The organism is Streptomyces sp. GL_140 (genome assembly GCF_057834465.1).
Genome location: NZ_CM174404.1, coordinates 4,743,232 through 4,764,147, shown reverse-complemented (window position 1 = coordinate 4,764,147; position 20,916 = coordinate 4,743,232). Strand labels below are relative to the sequence as shown.

Annotated in this window: 18 protein-coding genes; 5 read left to right on the top strand and 13 right to left on the bottom strand. The window is 71.2% G+C overall.

Features of this window, described 5'->3' with window-relative positions:
* Positions 1-86 precede the first annotated feature (86 nt).
* Positions 87-1,727 carry a threonine/serine exporter family protein gene (locus AC3IYJ_RS22105; protein WP_489396513.1) on the top strand — a complete coding sequence of 547 codons (1,641 nt, stop codon included), beginning with the start codon at positions 87-89 and terminating at the stop codon, positions 1,725-1,727.
* A 106-nt stretch (positions 1,728-1,833) separates the two neighbouring features.
* Here AC3IYJ_RS22105 and AC3IYJ_RS22100 read toward each other — a convergent pair whose 3' ends face one another.
* The 6 genes from AC3IYJ_RS22100 to AC3IYJ_RS22075 all read right to left on the bottom strand — a co-directional run bounded on the left by AC3IYJ_RS22100 (position 1,834) and on the right by AC3IYJ_RS22075 (position 8,637).
* Entirely contained in the window at positions 1,834-2,595 is a 762-nt protein-coding gene (locus AC3IYJ_RS22100) for a DedA family protein (protein ID WP_489396512.1), read from the bottom strand.
* Positions 2,596-2,636: 41 nt separating this feature from the next.
* Complete coding sequence (locus tag AC3IYJ_RS22095; protein ID WP_489396511.1) at positions 2,637-3,395, bottom strand: MerR family transcriptional regulator; 759 nt, start codon at positions 3,393-3,395, stop codon at positions 2,637-2,639.
* Positions 3,396-3,491: 96 nt separating this feature from the next.
* Complete coding sequence (locus AC3IYJ_RS22090) at positions 3,492-4,004, bottom strand: DinB family protein (RefSeq protein ID WP_489396510.1); 513 nt, start codon at positions 4,002-4,004, stop codon at positions 3,492-3,494.
* A gap of 95 nt (positions 4,005-4,099) precedes the next feature.
* Positions 4,100-6,175, bottom strand: coding sequence for a penicillin-binding protein 2 (gene mrdA, locus AC3IYJ_RS22085; RefSeq protein ID WP_489396509.1), 2,076 nt, complete (start codon positions 6,173-6,175; stop codon positions 4,100-4,102).
* 60 nt (positions 6,176-6,235) lie between these two features.
* Positions 6,236-7,693, bottom strand: coding sequence for an aldehyde dehydrogenase family protein (locus tag AC3IYJ_RS22080; protein ID WP_489396508.1), 1,458 nt, complete (start codon positions 7,691-7,693; stop codon positions 6,236-6,238).
* A 107-nt stretch (positions 7,694-7,800) separates the two neighbouring features.
* Positions 7,801-8,637: a helix-turn-helix domain-containing protein gene (locus AC3IYJ_RS22075; RefSeq protein ID WP_489402883.1), complete on the bottom strand. Its 837-nt coding sequence runs from the start codon at positions 8,635-8,637 to the stop codon at positions 7,801-7,803.
* Positions 8,638-8,994: 357 nt separating this feature from the next.
* On the opposite strand from AC3IYJ_RS22075, the gene AC3IYJ_RS22070 reads away from it, so the two are divergent.
* Positions 8,995-9,483, top strand: coding sequence for an ATP-binding protein (locus tag AC3IYJ_RS22070; protein ID WP_489396507.1), 489 nt, complete (start codon positions 8,995-8,997; stop codon positions 9,481-9,483).
* Positions 9,484-9,609: 126 nt separating this feature from the next.
* On the opposite strand, the gene AC3IYJ_RS22065 is transcribed toward AC3IYJ_RS22070, so the two are convergent.
* Positions 9,610-9,846 (bottom strand): DUF397 domain-containing protein, encoded by a 237-nt coding sequence (locus AC3IYJ_RS22065; protein ID WP_328300083.1) that lies wholly within the window; start codon positions 9,844-9,846, stop codon positions 9,610-9,612.
* Between the two features lie 104 nt (positions 9,847-9,950).
* Positions 9,951-11,996, bottom strand: coding sequence for an FUSC family protein (locus AC3IYJ_RS22060; RefSeq protein ID WP_489396506.1), 2,046 nt, complete (start codon positions 11,994-11,996; stop codon positions 9,951-9,953).
* A gap of 157 nt (positions 11,997-12,153) precedes the next feature.
* On the opposite strand from AC3IYJ_RS22060, the gene tatA reads away from it, so the two are divergent.
* A complete protein-coding gene (gene tatA, locus AC3IYJ_RS22055; protein WP_489396505.1) occupies positions 12,154-12,429 on the top strand; it encodes a Sec-independent protein translocase subunit TatA in 276 nt (91 codons plus the stop codon).
* A gap of 48 nt (positions 12,430-12,477) precedes the next feature.
* Here the strand turns inward: tatA and AC3IYJ_RS22050 are convergent, their stop codons facing one another.
* Positions 12,478-13,647 carry a DUF2786 domain-containing protein gene (locus AC3IYJ_RS22050; RefSeq protein ID WP_489396504.1) on the bottom strand — a complete coding sequence of 390 codons (1,170 nt, stop codon included), beginning with the start codon at positions 13,645-13,647 and terminating at the stop codon, positions 12,478-12,480.
* A 238-nt stretch (positions 13,648-13,885) separates the two neighbouring features.
* Between AC3IYJ_RS22050 and AC3IYJ_RS22045 the strand changes: the two genes are divergently transcribed.
* Entirely contained in the window at positions 13,886-15,571 is a 1,686-nt protein-coding gene (locus AC3IYJ_RS22045) for a bifunctional 3'-5' exonuclease/DNA polymerase (protein WP_489396503.1), read from the top strand.
* A 37-nt stretch (positions 15,572-15,608) separates the two neighbouring features.
* Here AC3IYJ_RS22045 and AC3IYJ_RS22040 read toward each other — a convergent pair whose 3' ends face one another.
* The 4 genes from AC3IYJ_RS22040 to AC3IYJ_RS22025 all read right to left on the bottom strand — a co-directional run bounded on the left by AC3IYJ_RS22040 (position 15,609) and on the right by AC3IYJ_RS22025 (position 19,313).
* Positions 15,609-16,889 carry a hypothetical protein gene (locus AC3IYJ_RS22040; protein ID WP_489396502.1) on the bottom strand — a complete coding sequence of 427 codons (1,281 nt, stop codon included), beginning with the start codon at positions 16,887-16,889 and terminating at the stop codon, positions 15,609-15,611.
* A 71-nt stretch (positions 16,890-16,960) separates the two neighbouring features.
* Entirely contained in the window at positions 16,961-17,476 is a 516-nt protein-coding gene (locus tag AC3IYJ_RS22035) for a SigE family RNA polymerase sigma factor (RefSeq protein WP_489396501.1), read from the bottom strand.
* 56 nt (positions 17,477-17,532) lie between these two features.
* Entirely contained in the window at positions 17,533-18,072 is a 540-nt protein-coding gene (locus AC3IYJ_RS22030) for a GNAT family N-acetyltransferase (RefSeq protein ID WP_489396500.1), read from the bottom strand.
* A gap of 83 nt (positions 18,073-18,155) precedes the next feature.
* Positions 18,156-19,313, bottom strand: coding sequence for a serine hydrolase domain-containing protein (locus AC3IYJ_RS22025; RefSeq protein WP_489402882.1), 1,158 nt, complete (start codon positions 19,311-19,313; stop codon positions 18,156-18,158).
* Between the two features lie 252 nt (positions 19,314-19,565).
* On the opposite strand from AC3IYJ_RS22025, the gene AC3IYJ_RS22020 reads away from it, so the two are divergent.
* Positions 19,566-20,888: a helix-turn-helix domain-containing protein gene (locus AC3IYJ_RS22020; protein ID WP_489396499.1), complete on the top strand. Its 1,323-nt coding sequence runs from the start codon at positions 19,566-19,568 to the stop codon at positions 20,886-20,888.
* The last annotated feature ends 28 nt before the right edge of the window (positions 20,889-20,916 follow it).

Genomic DNA, 20,916 nt, shown 5'->3' with positions numbered 1-20,916 from the left:
ATCGCCGGCGGGGCTGGATCTGACTTCGCCGTGGATCCGTGCGTTCCGCATACTGATACCCCGGGTGATCACGGACTGGAGGACGCGTGGCGGAGGCCGATGGGGCAGAGGACAGGAAGCCCCAGTCCGACGAGGCGCGCAGCGCCTTCACGCCACCGCCCGGGATGGAGCCCGACGTCCCCGAGGAGGATCAGCCCACCTCGGAATTCGCCCGTCCGGCAGGCGCGGAGCCGGTGCAGCCCGAGCCCGAGGGTTCCGCCTTCGCGACCCCGCACACCTACAGCGCCTCGCACTCCCCGCCGGCCTACACCGGCGCCGGGTTCCCCGTCACCCGGATGAAGGAGTCCCTGTGGCAGGACCGGATGCGCACCGTGCTGCGCATGCCGGTCGACGTCCGGCCGGTCCCGGAGGTCTCGCAGAAGCAGGCGGTGGAGACAGGGCCCGCCGTGGGCCGTGTGCTCGACCTGACGCTGCGCATCGGCGAGCTGCTGCTCGCGGGCGGTGAGGCGGCCGAGGACGTGGAGGCCGCGATGTTCGCGGTCTCGCGCAGCTACGGCCTGGACCGCTGCGAGCCGACCGTCACCTTCACCATGCTGTCGATCACCCACCAGCCCTCGCTGGTGGACGACCCGGTCTCGGCGAACCGCACGGTCCGCCGCCGGGGCACCGACTACAACCGGCTCTCGGCTGTCTTCCGGCTCGTCAACGACATCAGCGCGCACGAGGTCGACATCTCGCTGGAGGACGCGTACCGCCGCCTCGCCGAGATCCGCCGCAACCGGCACCCGTACCCCGGCTGGATGCTCACCGCCGCCGCCGGACTGCTCGCCGGGGCGGCCTCCACGCTGGTCGGCGGTGGGGTCCTCGTGTTCTTCGCAGCCGCACTCGGCGCGGTCCTCGGCGACCGGCTGGCCTGGCTCTGCGCGGGTCGCGGGCTGCCGGAGTTCTACCAGTTCGTGGTCGCGGCGATGCCGCCGGCCGCGATGGGCGTGGCCCTGAAGCTGACCGACCTCGACGTGCGCTCCTCCGCCGTGATCACCGGCGGACTGTTCGCGCTGCTGCCGGGGCGGGCCCTGGTCGCGGCCGTGCAGGACGGTCTGACCGGCTACTACATCACCGCTTCCGCCCGGCTGCTGGAGGTGATGTACCTCTTCATCGGCATCATCATGGGCGTGCTGGTGATGCTCTACATGGGTCTCCAGTTCGGCTCCAATCCGCAGCCGGAGGACGTGCTGCAGATCGAGCAGCGGCCGCTGCTCCAGATCGCCGCCTCGATGGTTCTGGTGTTCACGTTCGCGATCCTGCTCCAGCAGGAACGTTCCACCGTGTGGATCGTGACCCTCAACGGCGGGGTCGCCTGGGTGGTCTACGGGGCCCTGCACTACGCGGGCAACATCCCCCCGGTGCCCTCCACCGCGATCGCGGCCGGCCTGGTCGGCCTCTTCGGGCAGCTTCTCTCCCGCCACCGCATCTCCTCGGCCCTGCCCTTCGTCACGGCGGCCATCGGCCCGCTGCTCCCGGGCTCGGCGACGTACTACGGACTGCTGCTGATCGCCGAGAACCGGCTCAACGAGGGGCTGGCCTCGCTGACGAACGCCGCGGCCATCGCCCTGGCCATCGCCATCGGCGTCAACCTCGGCTCGGAGGTGTCCCGGCTGTTCATGCGGATCCCGGGCGCGGCCAGCTCCGCGAAGCGCCGCTCGGCGAAGCGCACCCGCGGCTTCTAGCACCCCCGGCCCGGCCGCAGGCGCCAACGCGGACGCCCCGCGGACCGGTCGGGTCCGCGGGGCGTCCGCGTCTGTACGGGGCCTACGGGGCTCCGTAGGCCGGCGGCTAGCGCTTCGCGTGGCGGCCGCCGCGCGGGCCCGGGGCCTGCGGGTCCTGGCCGGCGGCGGCCTCGGAGTGCTCCGCGGACCCGGTCGCCGACTTCTTCTCCTTGCGGGCCTTGAGGACCTCGAGGATGACCGGGATGACGGAGATCAGGACGATGCCGATGAAGATCGGTTCGACGTTGTTCTTGATGAACTCGAACTGGCCGAGCTGGTAGCCCAGGATCGTGACGCCCGCGCCCCACAGGACGCCGCCGATGATGTTGAACATCAGGAAGGTGCGGTACTTCATCGCGGTCGCGCCCGCGACCATCGGCGCGAAGGTGCGGATGATCGGCACGAAGCGGGCGAGCACGATGGCCTTGGGGCCGTGCTTCTCCATGAAGTCGTGCGCGGCGTCGAGGTTCTCGCGCTTGAAGAGCTTGGAGTTCGGCTTGTTGAAGATCTTCGGGCCGAAGACCTTGCCGATCATGTATCCGACCTGGTCACCGACGATCGCGGCGACCGCGATCAGGGTGCAGACCAGCCACAGCGGCTGCTTGATGGTGCCGCTCGCGACGAACAGGCCCGCCGTGAAGAGCAGCGAGTCGCCGGGCAGGAACGCGAAGAGGCCCGATTCCGCGAAGACGATGACCAGGATGCCGATGAGGCCGAAATGCCCGATCAGGTACTCCGGGGAAATCCACTCAGGGCCGAGCGCGAGCATGTTCACGAGTTCCGGGCTCTCCTGGATCTGGGGGGTGTCCGTCCAATTATGAACGCACACCACCCCCGCCTGGTTCCAGGGAATGTTCCGGGGAACAGCGGCTACGCCTTGCGCACCGCGTTGGCCGTGATCGAGTCCCGCAGGTGCTCGGCGAGGCCCGGGCGCATGGAGTCGTAGAACTCCTTGAACCTCTCGTCCGCGACGTACATCTCGCCGAGGCCCGTGTGCATCTCGTACGAGCAGTCGTAGTACCGCGTCACGATGTGCTGTCGGTGCTCCTCGGCCATGTCCATGGCCGCTTCGCCGTCGGCGGGCTCACCGGCCTCCATCAGGGCCGCGTAACGGGCGCTCCAGTCGGCGACCTCGTCCTGGATCTGCTTCCAGTCGTCCTTGGTGTAGCCGGCCACCCGCCGCTGCGACTGCGCGTAGGCCTCGGTGTTGCCCCAGCGCTGCTCCGCCTCCTGCGCGTACTTCTCGGGGTCCTTGTCCCCGAACACTTCGAACTTCTCCTCGGGCGTGAGGTTGATGCCCATCTTCTTGGCCTCCATGGCGTGCTCCACGGCCGCGGCCATCTGCTGGAGCCTTGCGATCCGGTCGGACAGGAGGGCGTGCTGCCTGCGCAGGTGCTCCCTCGGGTCCGATTCCGGGTCGTCCAGCAGGACCGCGACCTCGTCGAGCGGGAAGCCGAGCTCCCGGTAGAACAGGATCCGCTGCAGCCGGTCGAGGTCGGCGTCGTCGTACCGCCGGTGTCCCGCCCGGCTGCGGCCGCTCGGGGAGAGCAGCCCGATCTCGTCGTAGTGGTGCAGGGTGCGCACCGTGACTCCGGCGAAGGTGGCGACCTGGCCCACGGAGTAGCTCATCTTTCCCGCTCCTCTTGGTTGGGTACGCCCTTCACTGTGGTCCCTCACGTGGCGTGAGGTGCAAGCCCGCGGTGTCCGCCGGGCCCGCCGCCACCGCTATCCCATGGCCTTGGTGCCGTCCAGGGTCTCCCGGATGACGTCCGCGTGGCCCGCGTGCCGGGCGAACTCCTCCACCAGGTGCAGCAGCATCCAGCGCATCGAGACCTTGCCGTCCTTGGGGAACCAGGGGGCCTCGGGCAGCGGGAAGGTGTCGTCCAGGCTGGGGACGGCGGCGATGAGGGCCTCGGTCTGCGCCGCCACCTCGTCCCAGAGGGCCAGGACGGCCGGGATCGTCTCCCCGTCGGTCAGCCGGAAGGAGTCGCCCCAGGTCTCCATGGAGCGCTGGTACGGGTTCGGCTCCTGCCGGGCCATGTACTGCCAGTTGCGCTCGCACTCGGCAGCGTGCTTGAGCAGGCCCGACAGGGACAGCTCGCTCGCGCTCGGGCGGCTCGCGGCCTGCTCCTCGCTGAGGCCCTGCACCGTTTCGCGCAGCGCGGTGCGCTGGGCCTCGACGAAGGAGAGGAGCGTGCCGCGCTCGTCGCCGGGGACCTCTGTGGAAATCTGAGCCATGACCGACCGCCTGCTTTCGGTGGGGTTCTTCTCCTGCTGACGAGAACCACGTTACGGAGCCTTGCGGTCAGTTCCTGTCCGCAATCGCCGGGCGCCTACTGGTCTTCTTGGCGGGCCGGCGGCAGCTCCGTCTGCGGCTTGGGGAGGAGGGCCTTCGACAGGTCCTGGTTGCCCTTCTCGTCCAGGCCGTACATGGCCTCGTAGATCTTGCGGACGGCCGGGCCCGAGGCTCCGGAGCCGGTGCCGCCCTGGGAGATGGTCATGACGATCGAGTAGTCCTCGGTGTAGGAGGCGAACCACGAGGTGGTCTGCTTGCCCTGGACCTCGGCCGTACCGGTCTTCGCGTGCATCGGGATCTGCTTCTGCGGCCAGCCGCCGAAGCGCCAGGCCGCGCTGCCGGTGGTGGCCACGGCCGCGAGCGCGCCGTCGATGTCGTCGCGGAGCTCGGCGTCCATCGGGAGCTTGCCCTGCACCTTCGGCGCGATCTCCTTCACCGAGGAGCCGTCGGCGCTGACCACTGCCTTGCCGATGGCGGGCTGGTGGAGGGTGCCGCCGTTGGCGATGGCCGCGTAGATGGAGGCCATCTGGATCGGGGTGACGAGGGTGTCGCCCTGCCCGATGGAGTAGTTGATCGCGTCGCCCTCGCGCAGCTGGTTGCCCTGGCGGCAGTTCTCGTAGGCGATCTTCTCGGCGTACGAGCCGTCCTTCTTGCCGTCGCGGCACCAGGCGGCCTTGTTCGCCTCGAAGAAGTCCTTCTTCCACTGGCGGTCGGGGACCCGGCCCGGGACCTCGCTGGGCAGGTCGATGCCGGTGGGCTTGCCGAGGCCGAACTCGTGGGCGGTCTTGAAGAAGATGTCGCCCGGCTGCGCCTTGGGCTTGATCCCGCCGTCCTTCTTCCACTCCTTGTCGGCGATGCCGTAGTAGACGGTGTCGCAGGAGACTTCCAGGGCCTTGCCGATGGTGATGTCGCCGTAGCCCTGGGACTCGAAGTTGGTGAAGGTCTGGTTGCCCACCGAGTACGAGCTCGGGCAGCCGTAGCGGCCGTTGAAGGGGTAGCCGGCGTTGACCGCCGCCGTGGAGGAGACCACCTTGAAGATCGAGCCGGGGGCCGCCTGGCCCTGGATGGCCCGGTTCAGCAGCGGGTAGTTCGACTCCTTGTCGGTCAGGGAGGCGTAGTCCTTCGCGGAGATGCCGCCGACCCAGGCGTTCGGGTCGTAGGTCGGGTTGGAGGCCATGGCGACGACCCGGCCGGTCTTGGCCTCCATGACCACGACGGCGCCCGAGTCGGCCTCGTAGTTGCGGTGCGTGTTCTTGTCGAAGCCCTTGCGGGCCTCGATCATCGCGTTGTTCAGCTCGCGCTCGGCCACCGCCTGCACGCGCGAGTCGATCGAGGTCACGATGTTCGCGCCGGGCTGCGCCTTGTCGCTGACGCCCTCGCCGAGGATCCGGCCGAGGTTGTCCACCTCGTAGCGGGTGATGCCCGCCTTGCCGCGCAGCTCCTTGTCGTAGGTGCGCTCCAGGCCGCTGCGGCCCACCTGGTCGGAGCGCAGGTACGGGGAGTCGGAGCTCTTGGCCTTGGTGATCTCGGAGTCGGTCACCGGGGAGAGGTAGCCGAGCACCTGGGAGGTGTTGGCGCCGTCGGGGCCGGCGTAGCGGCGCACGGCGGTGGGCTCGGCGGTGATGCCGGGGAACTGCTCGGCGTGTTCCCGTATCTCCAGGACCTGGTCGGTGGTCGCCTCGTCGGTGATGGGGATCGGCTGGTACGGGGAGCCGTTCCAGCAGGGCTTGGGGGTCTTGGCGTCGCACAGCCGGACGCCGTTGACCACGTCCTCGGGCTTGAGGCCCAGCACCTCGGCGAGGTGCGTCAGGACGCCCTTGCCGCGGTCCTTCATCTTGGACAGGTCGGTGCGGCTGGCGGAGACCACCATGCGGGTCTCGTTGTCGGCGAGTGGGATCCCGCGGGAGTCGAGGATCGCGCCGCGCACGGCCGGCTGGACCACCTGCTGGGTGTTGTTGTTCTTCGCCTCGTCCGTGTATTCCTGGCCGTTGCGGATCTGGAGGTACCAGAGCCGGCCGCCGAGCGTGAGCAGCAGCGAGAACACCACGATCTGGATCATGATGAGCCGGTGCTGGACCCGGGGTGTGCGCCCGGTCTCCGGTATGTTGCTCAACTCGGCTCTCCCCCGGACGCGTCCTCGCCTGACGCGTCCGAGTCTAGGTCTCCCGGGCCACTAGAACGGGAACTGGGTCCGGCCGTGCTGGACCGAGATCCACTTCTGCGTGGTGAACGCCTCGATCGTGGCCTCGCCGTTCAGCCGTCCGAGCCCCGAGGCCTTCTCCCCGCCGAACGCGGCCAGCGGCTCGTCGCCGATGGTGGAGTCGTTGACGTGGATCATCCCGGTCTCGATGCGCTGCGCGAAGCGGACCCCGCGCTCGACGTCGCGGGTGTGGACGGCGCCGCTGAGTCCGTACGGGGTCGCGTTGGTGAGGCGGACCGCCTCGTCCTCGCCGTCGAAGACCACGAGCAGCGCGACGGGTCCGAAGATCTCCTGGCCGAGCAGCGGGGAGTCCTCGGGCAGCCCGGCCAGGACGGTCGGCTCGACCAGGTTGCCGCGCGTAGAGCCGCGTACGAGGGCCTGCGCGCCGGACTCGACGGCGCGGTCGACGAGCGCGGTGAGGGCGTCGGCCTGGAAGGAGTTGATCAGGGGGCCGATGTGGGTGTCGGCCTCGTGCGGGTCGCCGGTCTTCAGGCCGCGCACGCGGGTGGTGAACTTCTCGGTGAACTCCTCCGCGACCGAGGCGTCGACCAGGATCCGGTTGGCGGCCATGCAGACCTGGCCCTGGTAGACGAAGCGGCTGAAGACGGCCGCGTCCACCGCGTAGTCGAGGTCGGCGTCGTCGAGGACGACGAGCGCGCTGTTGCCGCTGAGTTCCAGGACCGTCCGCTTGAAGTGGCGGGCGGCGACGGCGCCGACGTGCCGGCCGACCCGGTCGGAACCGGCGAAGGAGATGACCTTGGGGACGGGGTGGGTCAGGAGCGCGTCGCCTATCTCGGCTATGTCCGTGACCAGGACGTTGAGCAGCCCGGCCGGGAGCCCGGCCTCCTCGAAGATCTTGGCGATGACCCCTCCGCCGACCACAGGCGCGTTCTGGTTCGGCTTGATCACGACCGCGTTGCCCAGTGCCAGGGCGGGAGCCACCGACTTGAGGGTGACGAGGAAGGGGAAGTTGAACGGGCTGATCACGGCGACGACCCCGACGGGCAGCCGCTGGACCCGGTTCTCCTTGCCCTCGACCGGCGAGGGCAGAATGCGGCCCTCGGGCCGGACGGCCAGCTGCATGGCCTCGCGGATGAACTCCTTGGCGAGGTGGACCTCGTACTCGGCCTTGGGACGGGTCCCGCCGAGCTCGTCGATCATCGCCTCGACGATCTCCTTCTCGCGCTCCTCGGTGATCCGCAGGGCGCGTTCCAGGACGGCGCGTCTGGCGTACGGGCTGGTGGCGGCCCATTCCTTCTGGGCACGCTCGGCGGCGCGGTAGGCGCGGTCGACCTGCTCGACGGTGGCCACGGTGATGGCCGCGAGCTTCTCCCCGTTGTACGGGTTGACGTCGATGATGTCCCACGAACCGGTACCGGCCAGCCATTCGCCGTCGATGTACTGGTGAGCCACGTCGTCGAATATGGACATGCCATCCCTTACTGCGAGCGCGCACCCTTGCGCTGCACCGGAGCCCGACCGGCCGCCATGCACCGATCGGTCGTCATACGCTGAGCCGCCGTCATACTACGTGCGGATTAAGACAGTTGGAGCAATCCACGAAGGAGATCCCTGGTCTGGCCGGGGTCGGGGCAGTCCGCCTGGAGCCGGAGCATCGCCCTTTCGTACTGCCGTACTTCCTCTTCCTTGTCGAGGTAGAGGGCGCTGGTGAGCTGTTCCAGGTAGACGACATCCTGGAGGTCGGACTCGGGGAAGCGCAGCAGGGTGAAGGCCCCGCTCTCGCCGGAGTGGCCGCCGAAGGAGAAGGGCATCACCTGGAGCTGCACGTTCGGGCGCTGCGAGATCTCGATGAGGTGCTCCAGCTGACCGCGCATCACGTCCCGGTCGCCGTACGGGCGGCGCAGGGCGGCCTCGTCGAGGACGGCGTGGAAGACGGGCGCGTTCTCGGAGACCAGGACCTTCTGGCGCTCCAGGCGCAGCGCGACGCGGCGGTCGATCTCGGCGCGCCCGGCGCCGGGCATGCCGCGGCTGACGACCGCCTGGGCGTAGGCCTCGGTCTGCAACAGGCCGTGCACGAACTGGACTTCGTAGATGCGGATGAGGGAGGCGGCGCCTTCCAGTCCGATGTACGTCTGGAACCAGCCCGGCAGGACGTCGCCGTAGCTGTGCCACCAGCCGGCCACATTGGCCTCGCGGACCAGCCCCAGGAGGGACTCCCGCTCGGCGCCGTCCGTGACCCCGTAGAGCGTGAGGAGGTCCTCGACGTCCCTGGCCTTGAAGCTCACCCTTCCCAACTCCAAGCGGCTGATCTTCGATTCGGATGCGCGGATCGAGTAGCCGGCCGCCTCACGGGTGATGCCGCGGGACTCTCGGAGCCTCCTGAGCTGTGAGCCCAGGAGTATGCGGCGCACCACAGAACCACTGGCTTCTGCGGTCACTAGTCCTGCCCTCCCCAGTCTGCGATGGGTACACGTTTCGGATGGCTGCGTCGCAGGGGCCCCCGCGCCCCTCAAGGGCCGCAGTCTGCCACCAAAACGCATCGGCCCGTACTCGTTCTGTAACGGAATCCGGCCCGCCGCAAAAGAAGTCCGTAAGTATGCGTAGGAAGAAATGAGCAAGAACCGTCACGGGAGGGGACAGGTCCGGCGCGTGCACGTGCATCTGCCCTTGCATCCGGCTTCTGCATTCGGAACCATGGTCCCGCGCACCTGCGTGCCCCGCAGTTCTTTCGAATCCCGGGAGTGCCTCGCATGGGGACGAATGGATCGACCATGCTCGAGCCGTTACGGCAGGGGCTTCCCCCGGTCGACCCCACGGCTGTCTCCGGGTCCGCGTCATGCGCGCTGCCCGCCCGGTACGACGCGGTACGCGGAGCACGCACCTTCACGCGTTCCACGCTCGCCCAGTGGGGCCTCGACGACCGCTTCGACGATGTCGCGCTGGTCGTCTCCGAACTGGTCACCAACGCGCTGCGCCATGCCCTCCCGGACGATTCCCGGCAGGGTGCGGGCGAGGCGGAGCCGCCGGTGCGGCTGCACCTGATGCGGTGGAGCACCCGGCTGGTGTGCGCGGTGCGGGACCCCAGCGAGGACCGGCCCGGCGGGAGTTTCGCGCCGGAGGCGACCGAGGCCAACTGCGACCTGGAGTCGGGGCGCGGGCTCTTCCTCGTCGACTCCTACAGCGACAGCTGGGGCTGGCACCCACTGGCGGGGCGACTGACCGGCAAAGTGGTCTGGGCGCTGTTCACGCTCCAGGACTGAACCGGCTCCCGTGCGGGAGCGAACCGGGACGAACACGGCAACTGGCCGGGATTGATCATTGCGATCAGTCCCGGCCAATGCACGTGCATGGCTTGAATCTCGGTGCCGCGCCGGTCGTTTGTGGGTTCAGCTGATCAGGTGATCGAACTCGCCGTCCTTGACGCCCAGCAGCAGCGCTTCTATCTCGGCCGGCGTGTACACCAGCGCCGGTCCGTCCGGAAACCGTGAGTTGCGCATGGCAACTTCACCTCCCGGCAGTTTGGCGAACTCCACACAGGAACCTTGAGAGTTGCTGTGTCTGCTCTTCTGCCAGGTCACTCCGTCAAGCTCTGCAGCTGCCATCCCGTTGTACGCGTGGTCCACAGGAAGCCCCCGATAGTGCAGATGTCAACTGCACTGGATCATAGCTGTGTTCAAGAGTGGCTGCATGGGCAGATGCACGTGCACGAGCGGAGCCCCGGGCGCCGCTAAGCGGTGAGCGCCTCGGAGACCTCGTCCAGCGAGTCCAGCAACTGCTCCGCCGCGCCCCTCAGCACCCCCGACTCCGGTGCGTCCCAGTCGGCCAGCACCGACCGGACCCCGTCCCATCGGGGCACCTTGCGTTCCCGGACCGCCTTGGCCCCCGCCTCCGTCGCCGTGCGCAGCTCCCGGGCCAGGGCGGCGGCTCCCGGGTCCGGGGGGTGTGTCCGGTCCGGGAAGTGCGCCTCCAGGAGCATCGCGTGGCGGCCCATCGCCGCCAGGGCGTGGCCCGCGTCCTCGGCCGCCGCGCGCGAGATCCCGCGGTGGCGCACCGGCTCCCCGGCGGCCCTGGCCACCGCGTCCTGCCAGGCCACCCGGGCGTCGCGGGCCGCCAGCAGCGCCTCGCGCACATCGCTGCGACGGGCTCCGGCCGGATCGGCGTACTGCCCGAGCACGGCTGCCGCGTACCGCCCGTCCGCCGCCACCCAGTCGGCCAGGCGGGTCCGCAGTCGTGGGGTCTCCCAGGCCGGGTAGACGGCGTAGGCCGCCATCGCGAGGACTCCGCCGACCAGGGTGAGGCTGACCCGGTCGGGCACCGTCTGGTCCCAGCGCAGACCGCCCATGCCGAGCAGGAAGACGACGTAGGCCGAGACGAAGACCATCGCCACGGCGTACCCGGTGCGCATGAGCGTGTACATCAGGCCCGCGCTGATCACGGCGAGGAGCCCGGACACCCACATCCCCGGGTGCGCGAGCTGCACGACCGCGGTGGCCACCGCCACCCCGACCAGGGTGCCGCCGAACCGGGCGACGGCCCGGGTGTAGGTCTGGGTGAAGTCGGGCCGCATGACCATCACGGAGGCCATCGGGGCCCAGTAGGCGTGGCCGAGCGGCAGCGCGTGGCCGATGACGTAGCCGGAGCAGGCGACCGCGGTGACGCGCACGGCGTGCCGCAGGATCGGGGATCCGGGCCGCAGCTCGGCCCGTACGGTGGCCAGCACCTTCGGCACGAGCTGCACCAGCGTGGGCCGCAGCATCGACTCCTGGGGGTCGGCGATGCGCCCGGAGCGCGGCTCTGCGGTTTCGATCACGTCGTCCAGCAGGGCGGCGAGGCGCCGCGCGGCCCGCAGCGGCGCCCCCTGGAACAGGTCCGCGGTGTCGGGCGCCTTGAGCAGCGCCAGCTCCGGCGAAGGCAGCCGTACGGGGTCCCCGTGCCGGATCGCCTGCGCCGCGGCGTCCAGCACCGACCCGGCGGCGGCGAGCAGTTCCCGTACCCGGTCCCGCGCCGGCCCCTCGGCCGGAGCCCCGACCGCGGGGTCCGCGAGCGAGGCCAGCACCGGGCGGATGCGCTCCGCGAGCCCCCGCGCCCCGTGCAGCTCGGCGGGGCGGCTGCGGGCCTGGCGGGCGGTCACGGTCGCCGCGGCCCGCGCCGTCATCAGCGGCTGCGGGTCGAAGGAGGCCACGGGGTCGTGGCGCAGTCGGCGCGCGTAGTCGGCCTCGGCGGCGAGCGCGTCGGCGAGGGCGTCGCGCTGGGCGCCCCAGCGGCGGACCGGGAAGAGGACGATCAGCAGGGCCTGGACCACACCCCCGGCGGCGATCAGCCCGGCGTGCCCGGCGGCCTGCGGTACGGAGGTCGGCAGGGTGACGGTGACCAGCATGATCGCGACGTTGCCGGAGGCGATCATCCCGGCGGTGGGCCCCGCCGCCCACATCAGGCCCGCCACGAAGCACCAGACGGCAAGCAGCAGCATGAAGGCGAGGGTGTGCGAGGAGCCGACGAGATAGCCGACGAAGGTGGACACGGCCAGCGTCAGCCCGGCGGCGAGCGCGAGGACGGGACGCGGACGCCAGCTCTTCTGGAAGGTGGCGACGGCGGCCATGTACGCGCCGAAGGCGGAGCTGGCGGCGGCGCCCGGACCGAGGAGCGCGAGACTCACGCCGATGACGACGGCCAGCCCGGCGGCGGCGCGGACGGCGATCATGGGTTCCAGGCGGGTCCGCTCGACCCTCATCCCGGATCGGGCGGTGTCCTTCAGCGCCCGGACCCAGCTCATGGCACCGAGCGTAGCCCGTCGCCCCCTCTTCAGGTCTTCTTCAGACATCGCCCGATCTATGGCGCCGTCGCCCGAAACCGCCGATCATCGGCCCGTCGGTGTGGTTCGGTGCTGCTCCGGCATCCGTCCCGGCAGCCTTCGGAAGGTGGGTACACGCATGCTCAGGAACGGCCTGGAACCTTGGCACGTGGCCATCGTCGTGATCGTCTGTCTGATGCTGTTCGGCTCGAAGAAGCTGCCCGAGATGGCGCGGGGGCTGGGCAAGTCCGCGCGCATCCTGAAGGCGGAGGCCCGTGCGCTGCGCGAGGAGACGGACCCGCCGGCGCCCGCCGCGGCCGCTGCCGCCCCGGCCCCCGCTCCAGCCGCCGCCCAGGCGCCCGCACCCGCGGCCGCACAGGTACACGTACCCACCCCGCTGCCCACGGAGCGCTGAGCGCGACCTCTGCCTCTGCCTCTGCCTCTGCGCGACGCGGACGCGGGCTCACTTCCGCAGGGACCGACGGCTGCCGTCCGCCATGTGCGCGCGGTCGGCCGCGGCCGTGCCGTCCTCCCACCCCGCGAGGTCGGTGGCCCCGCGCAGCCGGGTCGTGGTGGTGCGCGGGAACATCTCGTCGGCGCGCGAGGTGACAGCCACGTCCCGGGCGACCAGGGCGGGCAGGTTGTCGGGGGCTTCGGCCGCCGTGTGCTCGGCCGTCTCGGCGAGACGCTGGCCGAGCCGGCTCGCGTAGGCCAGCAGGAAGGACTGCCGGAAGGTCTTGGTGCGCTTGCGCCCGCCCGCCCGCTGCCCGGCCTCGGCGCGGGTCATGGCTGCGGTGCCCTGGACGAGCAGCGAGGTGTAGAGCAGCTCCACCGCCTCCAGGTCGCTCTCGAAGCCGACGACGGTGGAGAACTCGTAGCCGCTGTTCCACACGGAGCGGCAGCGGTTCGCCGTCGACACGGCGTCGAGCAGCACCGCCTTGGCCTCCTCGTACGGCGCCTCGACCCCGATCCGGCAGGCGCCGGGAATCTGCTTCGTGCCCGTCCGGACCGCGAGCAGCGCCTCGTCCACGGTGTGCCGGGCCATCAGCTCCTGCGCCTTCGCGCTGAGCGCCTCGGCCTCCTCGGGGAAGGTGGTCGCCTCGGCCTTCGCGAGCAGGGCCCGGATCCGTCCGAGCATCCGGGGTTCGATGTGCGCGTGCTCCAGCAGTGCGCCGCTCTCGTCTCCGGGCAGGGGCCCGACCGGCTCGATGGACGGGAGCCGGATCAGCAGCCGGAAGACCTCCAGGACGGCTCCGGCCAGGGTGAACCGGTCGGTCCGCTCCCGCTGGACGAGCCGCTCCCCGTAGCCGGTGTCCTCCCCCCACCAGGCTTCGGCCTCGGTCCACCGCTCGGGCAGCCGTGCGTAGCGCCGGGCCTCGGCGGCTATCAGGTCCTCGCAGACGCGCACGTGCGTCTGCTCCAGGTCCCGCCGTACGAGCCGCAGTACGTCGGCGGGCTGCCAGCCCCGCTCCCAGGCCTGGCGTACGTAGCCCTCCCCGCGCGCGAGCAGCGCCTGCCCGACCCCTGCCCACCGCTCCCCCTCGGCGACGAGCATCGACGCCCCGGCATCCAGCCCGGCGTCCTCCTGGGTGTACAGCGCGGCCTCGCAGGCCCGCTCGACGATGTCTCTCACACCCTCCAGCTTGGCATGTCCGCCGACCTGCCCAGCCGCACCGTCCAGCCTCGCCGGCTCCATCCAGCCCCGCCGGCGTTTGAGGCGCGGGGTCCGGGGCGGAGCCCCGGGTCTTTCGGGTCCGGGCAGAGCCCGGGGAACGGTGGAAGGGCGGGGAGGGGCGGGCCCCGCGCAGCGGCACACCCGCACCGCGCGGCAGCCACCGCCGCTGTCAGCCCCCGGTGGGACACTCGCAAACATGACCGACCAACCGCCCCGGTGGGCCCTCGCCGAAGACGGCGACGGCCAGTGGCACGCCACGCCACTGCCCCCCACCGCGGGCGGCCCCCGCATCACGACCACCGACCCCGCCGAGGCGATCCGCGCAGCCCCCGCAGGGACCCGCTGGGTCTGGGCCTCCACCCCGGCCGTCTACCCCCGCCTCCTCACCGGAGGTGCCCGCGTGGACCGCTGCCACGACATCGAGGACGCCGAGCTCCTCCTCCTCGCCCACGAGGGCCGCCTCGGCGAACCCCGTTCCGCGGCCGCCGCCTGGGCCCGTCTCACGAACGCCCCCGTACCGCCCGATCCTCCGCAGCGCGCCGCGGCCCCCGGCGCCCAGGACTCGCTGTTCAATCCCCAGCCCCCGCCCGTCCCCCTCGACGCCCTCGTCGCCGTTCACGCCGACCAGCTGAAACGGATCGAAGCCACCGCCCACCCCGCCCGGATGCGGCTGCTCATCGCCTCGGAGTCCGCCGCGTTCCTCGTGGCCGCCGAGATGAACCGGGCGGGCCTGCCCTGGCGGGCCGACGTACACCGGGCGCTGCTCACCGAGCTGCTCGGCGAGCGGTACGCGGGCGGCGGGCAGCCCCGCCGGCTGGCCGAGCTCGCCGACGCCGTCTCCACCGCGTTCGGCCGGCGCGTGCGGCCCGAGCTGCCCGCCGACGTCATCAAGGCCTTCGCGGGGGCCGGGATCAAGCTGAAGTCCACCCGCCGCTGGGAGATCCAGGAGCTCGACCACCCGGCGGTGGCCCCGCTCCTCGAATTCAAGAAGCTGTACCGGATCTACACCGCCCACGGCTGGAGCTGGCTCGCGGACTGGGTCCACGAGGGCCGTTTCCGCCCCGAGTTCATCCCGGGCGGCACCTACACCGGCCGCTGGGTCACCAACGGCGGCGGAGCCCTGCAGATCCCGAAGGTGATCCGCAGGGCCGTGGTCGCGGATCCGGGATGGCGGCTGGTGGTTGCGGACGCGGACCAGATGGAGCCTCGGGTGCTCGCCGCGATCTCCCGGGACCCGGCCTTCATGGAGGTGGCCGGCCGCCCGGAGGACCTGTACACCTCCATCTCCCGCCAGGGTTTCTCCGGCGACCGCGACATGGCCAAGCTGGCCGTACTGGGCGCGGTGTACGGGCAGACGTCGGGGGACGGCCTGAAGAACCTGGCCGCGCTCCGCCGCCGGTTCCCCGAGGCGGTGGCCTACGTGGACGAAGCGGCGAAGGCGGGTGAGGAGGGACGGCTCGTACGGACCTGGCTGGGCCGCACCTGTCCCCCGCCGGCCGAGCCGGCCGAGCCCGGGGAGGACGGGGAGGCAGGGCCCACCGGGCAGTCCCCCGACGCCTGGACCCCGAGCTACGCCTCGACCGACGCGCGGGCGCGGGGCCGCTTCACCCGCAATTTCGTGGTGCAGGGCAGCGCCGCGGACTGGGCGCTGCTGCTGCTCGCGGCCCTGCGCCAGTCGCTCGCGGCGGCCGGGATGCGGGCCGAGCTGGTCTTCTTCCAGCACGACGAGGTCATCGTGCACTGTCCGCAGGAGGAGGCGGAGGCGGTGGCCGCGGCGATCCGCGCGGCGGGTGATCTGGCGGGCCGCATCACCTTCGGCGAGACCCCGGTGCGCTTCCCGTTCACCACCGCGGTGGTCGAGTGCTACGCGGACGCGAAGTAGCGGACGGGGGCACCGGAACCCGGCACCCGTACCGGCGCTAGTACCCGTACCCGGCCCACTTGGGGTCCGTCGCCATGTCCCCCAACTGCTTCATGCTCAGCACGGGTTCCTTGCGGGTCGGCGCCCCTCGCACCACCTTGGTGTTGAAGGCCGACACGATCACGCGGGTGCCGTTCGTCCGCAGGACCTCCGTTTCCCACACGACGGACCCGGGGGTCTCGCCACCCCGTTTGCGGGAGAGGATCTTCGTTCCGTCCGGCAGTGTCTGCGCGCTCGTGAACAGGTCCGCCCACATGCCCGGCCGGTTCTTGCTGTCGGGCTGGATCTGGAGGCTGACCAGGGACTGGCCCTTGGCGTCGTCGAGCACGATGTAGGCCAGGTCGTCGCCGATCATTTCCTTGCTCAGGACCGGCATCTTGTAGTCGCGCAGCAGATCGCCCAGCACGTCCGCGGGCGTGGGCCCCTGCGGGGTCGGCGACGTCGGCCCCGTCTCCGCGGCCGGCAGGTCCTTCAGGGCGGGCAGCCACAGCGGGGAGGTGGTGAAGGTCTTCAGCTGCGCGAGCGTCAGCGGCGGCGAGCTCCGCGTGGTGCCCTTGCCCTTCTCGGCCGCCGAGTTGTACTCCTGAACGTCGATCAGGTAGCCCTGCGGGGTGAGCAGCGTCGCCCGCCAGTTCTTCGTGTCGACCCGGCGGTCGGGGTACTCGTAGCCCTGGAAGAGCAGGAGCGTCGAGCCGTCCGCGAGCTTCTCGGAAGTGCAACCGTCGTAGTTGAGCAAGGTCTTGGACGGGCACTTGACCATCTCGGCGGAGGACTGGCCCTTCGGGTCCACGCGCTGGAGTCCGACCTGGATGGCGCCCGCGCCCTTGCCGTCGTCGTAGACCCCGCTCACCATCGGGCCGGTCTCCTCGGCCGTGCCCCGCGCCTCGGTCCCGGTGACCTTTCCACCCGGCAGCAGCTGCTTGAACACTTCGATGAGCTGCGTGGCGGAGACGGCTCCGCTGCCGGTACGGCCCTTCCCCGCCTGGCTCCCCGACTGTCCGGGCGATGGCGCGGCGGGGGGTGACGAGGACGGGACCGCGGCCACGTTCGGCGGGCCGTCGGAGCCCGAGCCTCCCGCGCCGAGCAGCCCGTCCGTGTAGGCGCCGGCCGCTCCGATCACCACCAGCGCGAGCGCCGAGCCGCCGACCACGGCGGCCCGGCGTCGGGCCACCAGCCGCCGGCCGCGCCGTTCCCCCGCCTCGACGAGGTCGAGGCCGTCGGCCGTGAACCCGTCCCCCGTCCGCCGGAGGGCTTCACCGAGCTCGTCTTCAAAAGGCATGCGGAATCAAACCTTCCGTCCAGGGGTGTCATGGGGCGAGGGTCGAGGAAGGGAAAGAGAAAGGGAGGGGCTCAGAGTTCGGCGAACTCCGCGAGCGAGCCGCCCAGTTGCTCCCTGAGCCTGCTCAACGCCCGCGAACTGCGGGTACGTACGGCCGCCGTGCTGACGTTCATCGCGTCGGCGGTCTCCTCGACGCTGCGGTCCTCCCAGTACCGCAGCACCAGGACCACCCGGTCCTTGGGCGGCAGCCCGCCCAGCGCCTGCAGCAGGGTCAGGCGCAGCACCGGATCCCCGCCGCCCACCGCCGCTGCGCCCGGTTCGGGGAATTCCCCGACCGGGCGCTCCCCCGAGGAGCGGCGGCGCTGGTGCGTCAGGAAGGTTCGCACCAGCACGGTTTGAGCGTAGGCGGCGGGGTTGTCGATCCGGTTGATCCGTCCCCAGAGGAGGTACATCCGCCCCAGGGTCTCCTGTACGAGATCCTCCGCGAGATGGGTGTCACCACTCGTCAGCAGGCAGGCGGACCGGTACAAATGTGCCGATCTGCCTTCCGCGAATTCGCGGAACCCATCTCTGCGCCCCTGCCGCATCCGTCCCCCCTCACACCCGTCTCACCTCAATGACGCGGTGGGCACGGAAGAATGTTTCAGCCTTCCTGGGACGACTTCGCCGAGGCCTCGGAGAGGTCGTGGAAGTAGGCGTGGAACTCCTCGCGGACGAACCCCTCCGCCTCGTAGAGCCCCTGCGCGATGTGGTTGTCGTACGCCGTCTCCAGCTGTACGCCCGCCACCCCGGCCTCCCGCGCCCGGCGCAGCACCTCGCGCAGCAGCGCGCGGCCCGCGCCCGTACGGCGGCCGGACGGGGCGACGTACAGGTCGCCCAGCAGCCATGCCGTCCGCATGGAGAGCGAGGAGTGCATCGGATAGACCTGGGTGAAGCCGACCGTTCCCGCGCCCGGGACCTCGGCGAGCAGTACGAAGGAGTCGCCGCCCGCCAGCCGCTCGGCCAGGAAGGCGCGCGGGCGCCGCGGGTCCTCGACCTCCACCTCGTAGAAGTCGAGGTAGCCGCGGAACAGCTCGGCCGCGATGTCCAGATCCGCCTCGTCCGCCTGCCGCAGGACCACTCCGGACCCGTCCGGGGCGTCCTGCGCCGCGTCCGCTCCGAGCTGCGTCGACCGACCGTTCATAGTGCTCTCCCTAGTCCACTCCCACGCGCCGAAGCCATTGTGCGCGGAAGGGACGGCTCCGGGAGCGGCGGCCCCGCGAACGCTCAGCTCTTCCCGGTCACGGGCTGGGCCGGCAGTGTGAACACGTGGTGCGGGGTGATCGCCCGGGTGATCGCCTCGCCGAACACGGTGCTCGGCTCGGAGCCCTCGTAGGAGATGTCGGTGTTGAGCAGCACGACCATGGTGGCCTTGGACTCCGGCAGGTAGACGGTCAGCGCCCCGTAGCCGGGCAGGGAGCCGTTGTGCCCGATCCAGCCGGCGACATTGAAGATGCCGAGGCCGTAGCCGGCGTCGGGGAGCGCCTGGATGACCTTGAGCCGCTGGGCCTGGGTCGCCGGGGTCAGCAGCTCACCGGTGGCCAGCACCCTGGCCCACGTCCGCAGGTCGGCGAGGTCGGAGATCATCGCCCCGGCGGCCCAGCCCCAGGAGGGGTCCCAGTCGGCCGAGTCCTCGACCTTCCCGCTGGCCGTCTGGTCCGTGTAGCCCTGGGCGTGCGGGCTCGGGAACTCGGCGCCGGCCGGGAAGAGGGTGTGCTTGAGCCCGGCGGGTTCGAGGACCTCCTTGGTGATGTTGTCGGCCAAGGACTGCCCGCTGATCTTCTCCACCACGAGCCCGAGCAGGATCAGGTTGGTGTTGCAGTAGTAGAACTTCGCGCCGGGCTCGAAGAGCACCGGGTGCTTGAAGGCGTACCCGAGCAGTTCCTGCGGGGTGAACGGCCTGCGCGGATCGCTGGTCAGAGCCTTGTAGAAGCCCTCGTCGGCGGAGTAGTTGAACAACCCGCTCCGCATCTCGGCCAGCTGGCGCAAGGTGATCCGGTCGCCGCCCGGCACCCCGGCCACGTACTTCGCGATGGGGTCGTCGAGCCCGATCTTCCCGGCGTCCACCAGCTTCAGCAGGGCCGTCACGGTGAAGGTCTTGGTCACGCTGCCGATCCTCATGTACATGCCGTCGGTCATCGGCTGCCCGGTCGCCTTGTCGGCGACCCCGAAGGCCCGTACGTACTCGCCCTTGCCCGGCGCCGACAGCGACACCTGCACCCCGGGCACCTTGGTCTCGGCCAGGACCTTGCGGACGACCTCGTCGAGCTTGCGCGCCACATCGGGCGTGAGCTGCGGAAACTCGTCCGAGGCGGCCGACTCCGCGGCCACCGGAGGTGCGGGCGCGTCCCACGCGTACCCGACACCGGCCCCCACGGGCACCATCAGGAGCCCCACCGCGGCCACTCCCACCGCCGCCCTGCGCAACCGTGTCGTGCTCACCCATTCAACCTAGCCCCGGCCCCGCGGCGGGGCGACCGGGGGCGGGGCCGGGGTCGGGGCCGGGGCGGCGAACCGGGTGGATATCGGACGACGATCCGTCGTAGATCCGGTCCGGGGAGCATCTGGCTGCAGGGGAACCGGCCCGATGGCCGCACGACCCCGCTGGGGTTGTCTGCGGACGGATAGGGGAACGGCATGGACGGCGGTCAACCGGTATCGAGTTTTGGGGAGCTGCTCAAGGTCCGGCGCGAGCGGGCCGGGCTGACGCAGCAGAGCCTGGCCGACTACGCGACCTTGAGCGTGCGGGCGGTCCGGGACATGGAGACGGGGCGGGTGCGCCGACCCCGGCACGAGACGGTCCGGCTGCTCGCCGACGCGCTGCGGATCGAGGGCCGGATCCGGTCCGAGTTCGAGGCGGCCGCACGGCAGCGGGAATTCGCCCAGGAGCCCGCCGCACCGCCGGCCGCCCGCAATGCGATCGTGGCGCGCGAGACGGAGACCGAGGCGCTCTTCGACGCCCTCACGGTGCACGGCGACCGGCTCGTGTCGGTCGTCGGCCTCGGCGGGGTGGGCAAGACCCGGCTGGCCCTGGAAGTGGCGTGGCGGGTCCACGACACCGTCCGCTGGTCGGTGCGGTGGATGCCCTGCGGTGACCGGGAGCTGGTCGGCGCCGGCTCCGCCTTCGCCGACGTGGTGCGCGCCCCGGCCTCCTCGGGCCGCTTCGACGGGCTGGCGGAGCTGATCCACGACCGGCCGACCCTGCTGGTGCTGGACGGGGCCGACGGCGGCGTCCACCCGGCGATGCTGGACGAGCTGTTCCACCGCTGCTCGGGGCTGCGCGTCCTGATCACCTCCCGCTCCCCGCAGGGGCTCGACGGCGAGCAGGTGATTCCGCTGGCTCCGCTGGAGATGCCGGAGCCGGGCCTGGAGGCCGACGTACGGGCGCTGGGCACGGTCGGGTCGGTGCGGCTGCTGGTGTCCCACATGCGCAGGCTCCGGCCCGGCTTCGTGCTGGGGCCCGACGAGGCTCCGGTGATCGCCGATCTGTGCAGGCATCTCGACGGGCTGCCCCGCGCGTTGGAGTTCGCGGCGGGCTGGACGTCCGTGCAGTCTCCGGCGCAGCTGATGGAACGGTTGTCGGCCAGCCCGTTCGCCCTGTCCGCGCCGCCGGTGACCTCCTGCGAGCGCGGCGACGTCCGCGAGTCCCTGAGCGGCGCCCTGCTGATGCTGACTCCACGCCAACGCGCCCTGCTGGTGCGGATGTCCGACGAGGAGGGGTGCTGGTCGGTGGAGGAGGCGGTGTCGGCGAGCGGCTGGTCGCCGCGGGAGTGCCTGGAGGCCGTGCACGAGCTGTTCTCCCGGGGCCTGATCCGGGTGGCGGCGGGGGCGGGTCGCAGCGGTGTCCGCTTCGACGTGCTCAACCTCTTCCGCCTGGTCTGCCGGGAGGAACGCGACCGGTGGCTCGCGGAGCCGGCCGCCCGGTTCCCGGCGCTCGCGACCGCGGCGCTGGCCGGCTGACCGATTTCCCTGCCTGACGATCTGACGA

What these genes read in the sequence shown, in the direction of transcription:
- AC3IYJ_RS22095 (WP_489396511.1), bottom strand. Translation starts at nt 3,395, where the DNA reads ATGAGCTACTCCGTGGGCCAGGTCGCCACCTTCGCCGGAGTCACGGTG.
- AC3IYJ_RS22090 (WP_489396510.1), bottom strand. Translation starts at nt 4,004, where the DNA reads ATGGCTCAGATTTCCACAGAGGTCCCCGGCGACGAGCGCGGCACGCTC.
- AC3IYJ_RS22080 (WP_489396508.1), bottom strand. Translation starts at nt 7,693, where the DNA reads ATGTCCATATTCGACGACGTGGCTCACCAGTACATCGACGGCGAATGG.
- AC3IYJ_RS22070 (WP_489396507.1), top strand. Translation starts at nt 8,995, where the DNA reads ATGCTCGAGCCGTTACGGCAGGGGCTTCCCCCGGTCGACCCCACGGCT.
- AC3IYJ_RS22060 (WP_489396506.1), bottom strand. Translation starts at nt 11,996, where the DNA reads ATGAGCTGGGTCCGGGCGCTGAAGGACACCGCCCGATCCGGGATGAGG.
- tatA (WP_489396505.1), top strand. Translation starts at nt 12,154, where the DNA reads ATGCTCAGGAACGGCCTGGAACCTTGGCACGTGGCCATCGTCGTGATC.
- AC3IYJ_RS22045 (WP_489396503.1), top strand. Translation starts at nt 13,886, where the DNA reads ATGACCGACCAACCGCCCCGGTGGGCCCTCGCCGAAGACGGCGACGGC.
- AC3IYJ_RS22040 (WP_489396502.1), bottom strand. Translation starts at nt 16,889, where the DNA reads ATGCCTTTTGAAGACGAGCTCGGTGAAGCCCTCCGGCGGACGGGGGAC.
- AC3IYJ_RS22035 (WP_489396501.1), bottom strand. Translation starts at nt 17,476, where the DNA reads ATGCGGCAGGGGCGCAGAGATGGGTTCCGCGAATTCGCGGAAGGCAGA.
- AC3IYJ_RS22030 (WP_489396500.1), bottom strand. Translation starts at nt 18,072, where the DNA reads ATGAACGGTCGGTCGACGCAGCTCGGAGCGGACGCGGCGCAGGACGCC.
- AC3IYJ_RS22025 (WP_489402882.1), bottom strand. Translation starts at nt 19,313, where the DNA reads ATGGTGCCCGTGGGGGCCGGTGTCGGGTACGCGTGGGACGCGCCCGCA.
- AC3IYJ_RS22020 (WP_489396499.1), top strand. Translation starts at nt 19,566, where the DNA reads ATGGACGGCGGTCAACCGGTATCGAGTTTTGGGGAGCTGCTCAAGGTC.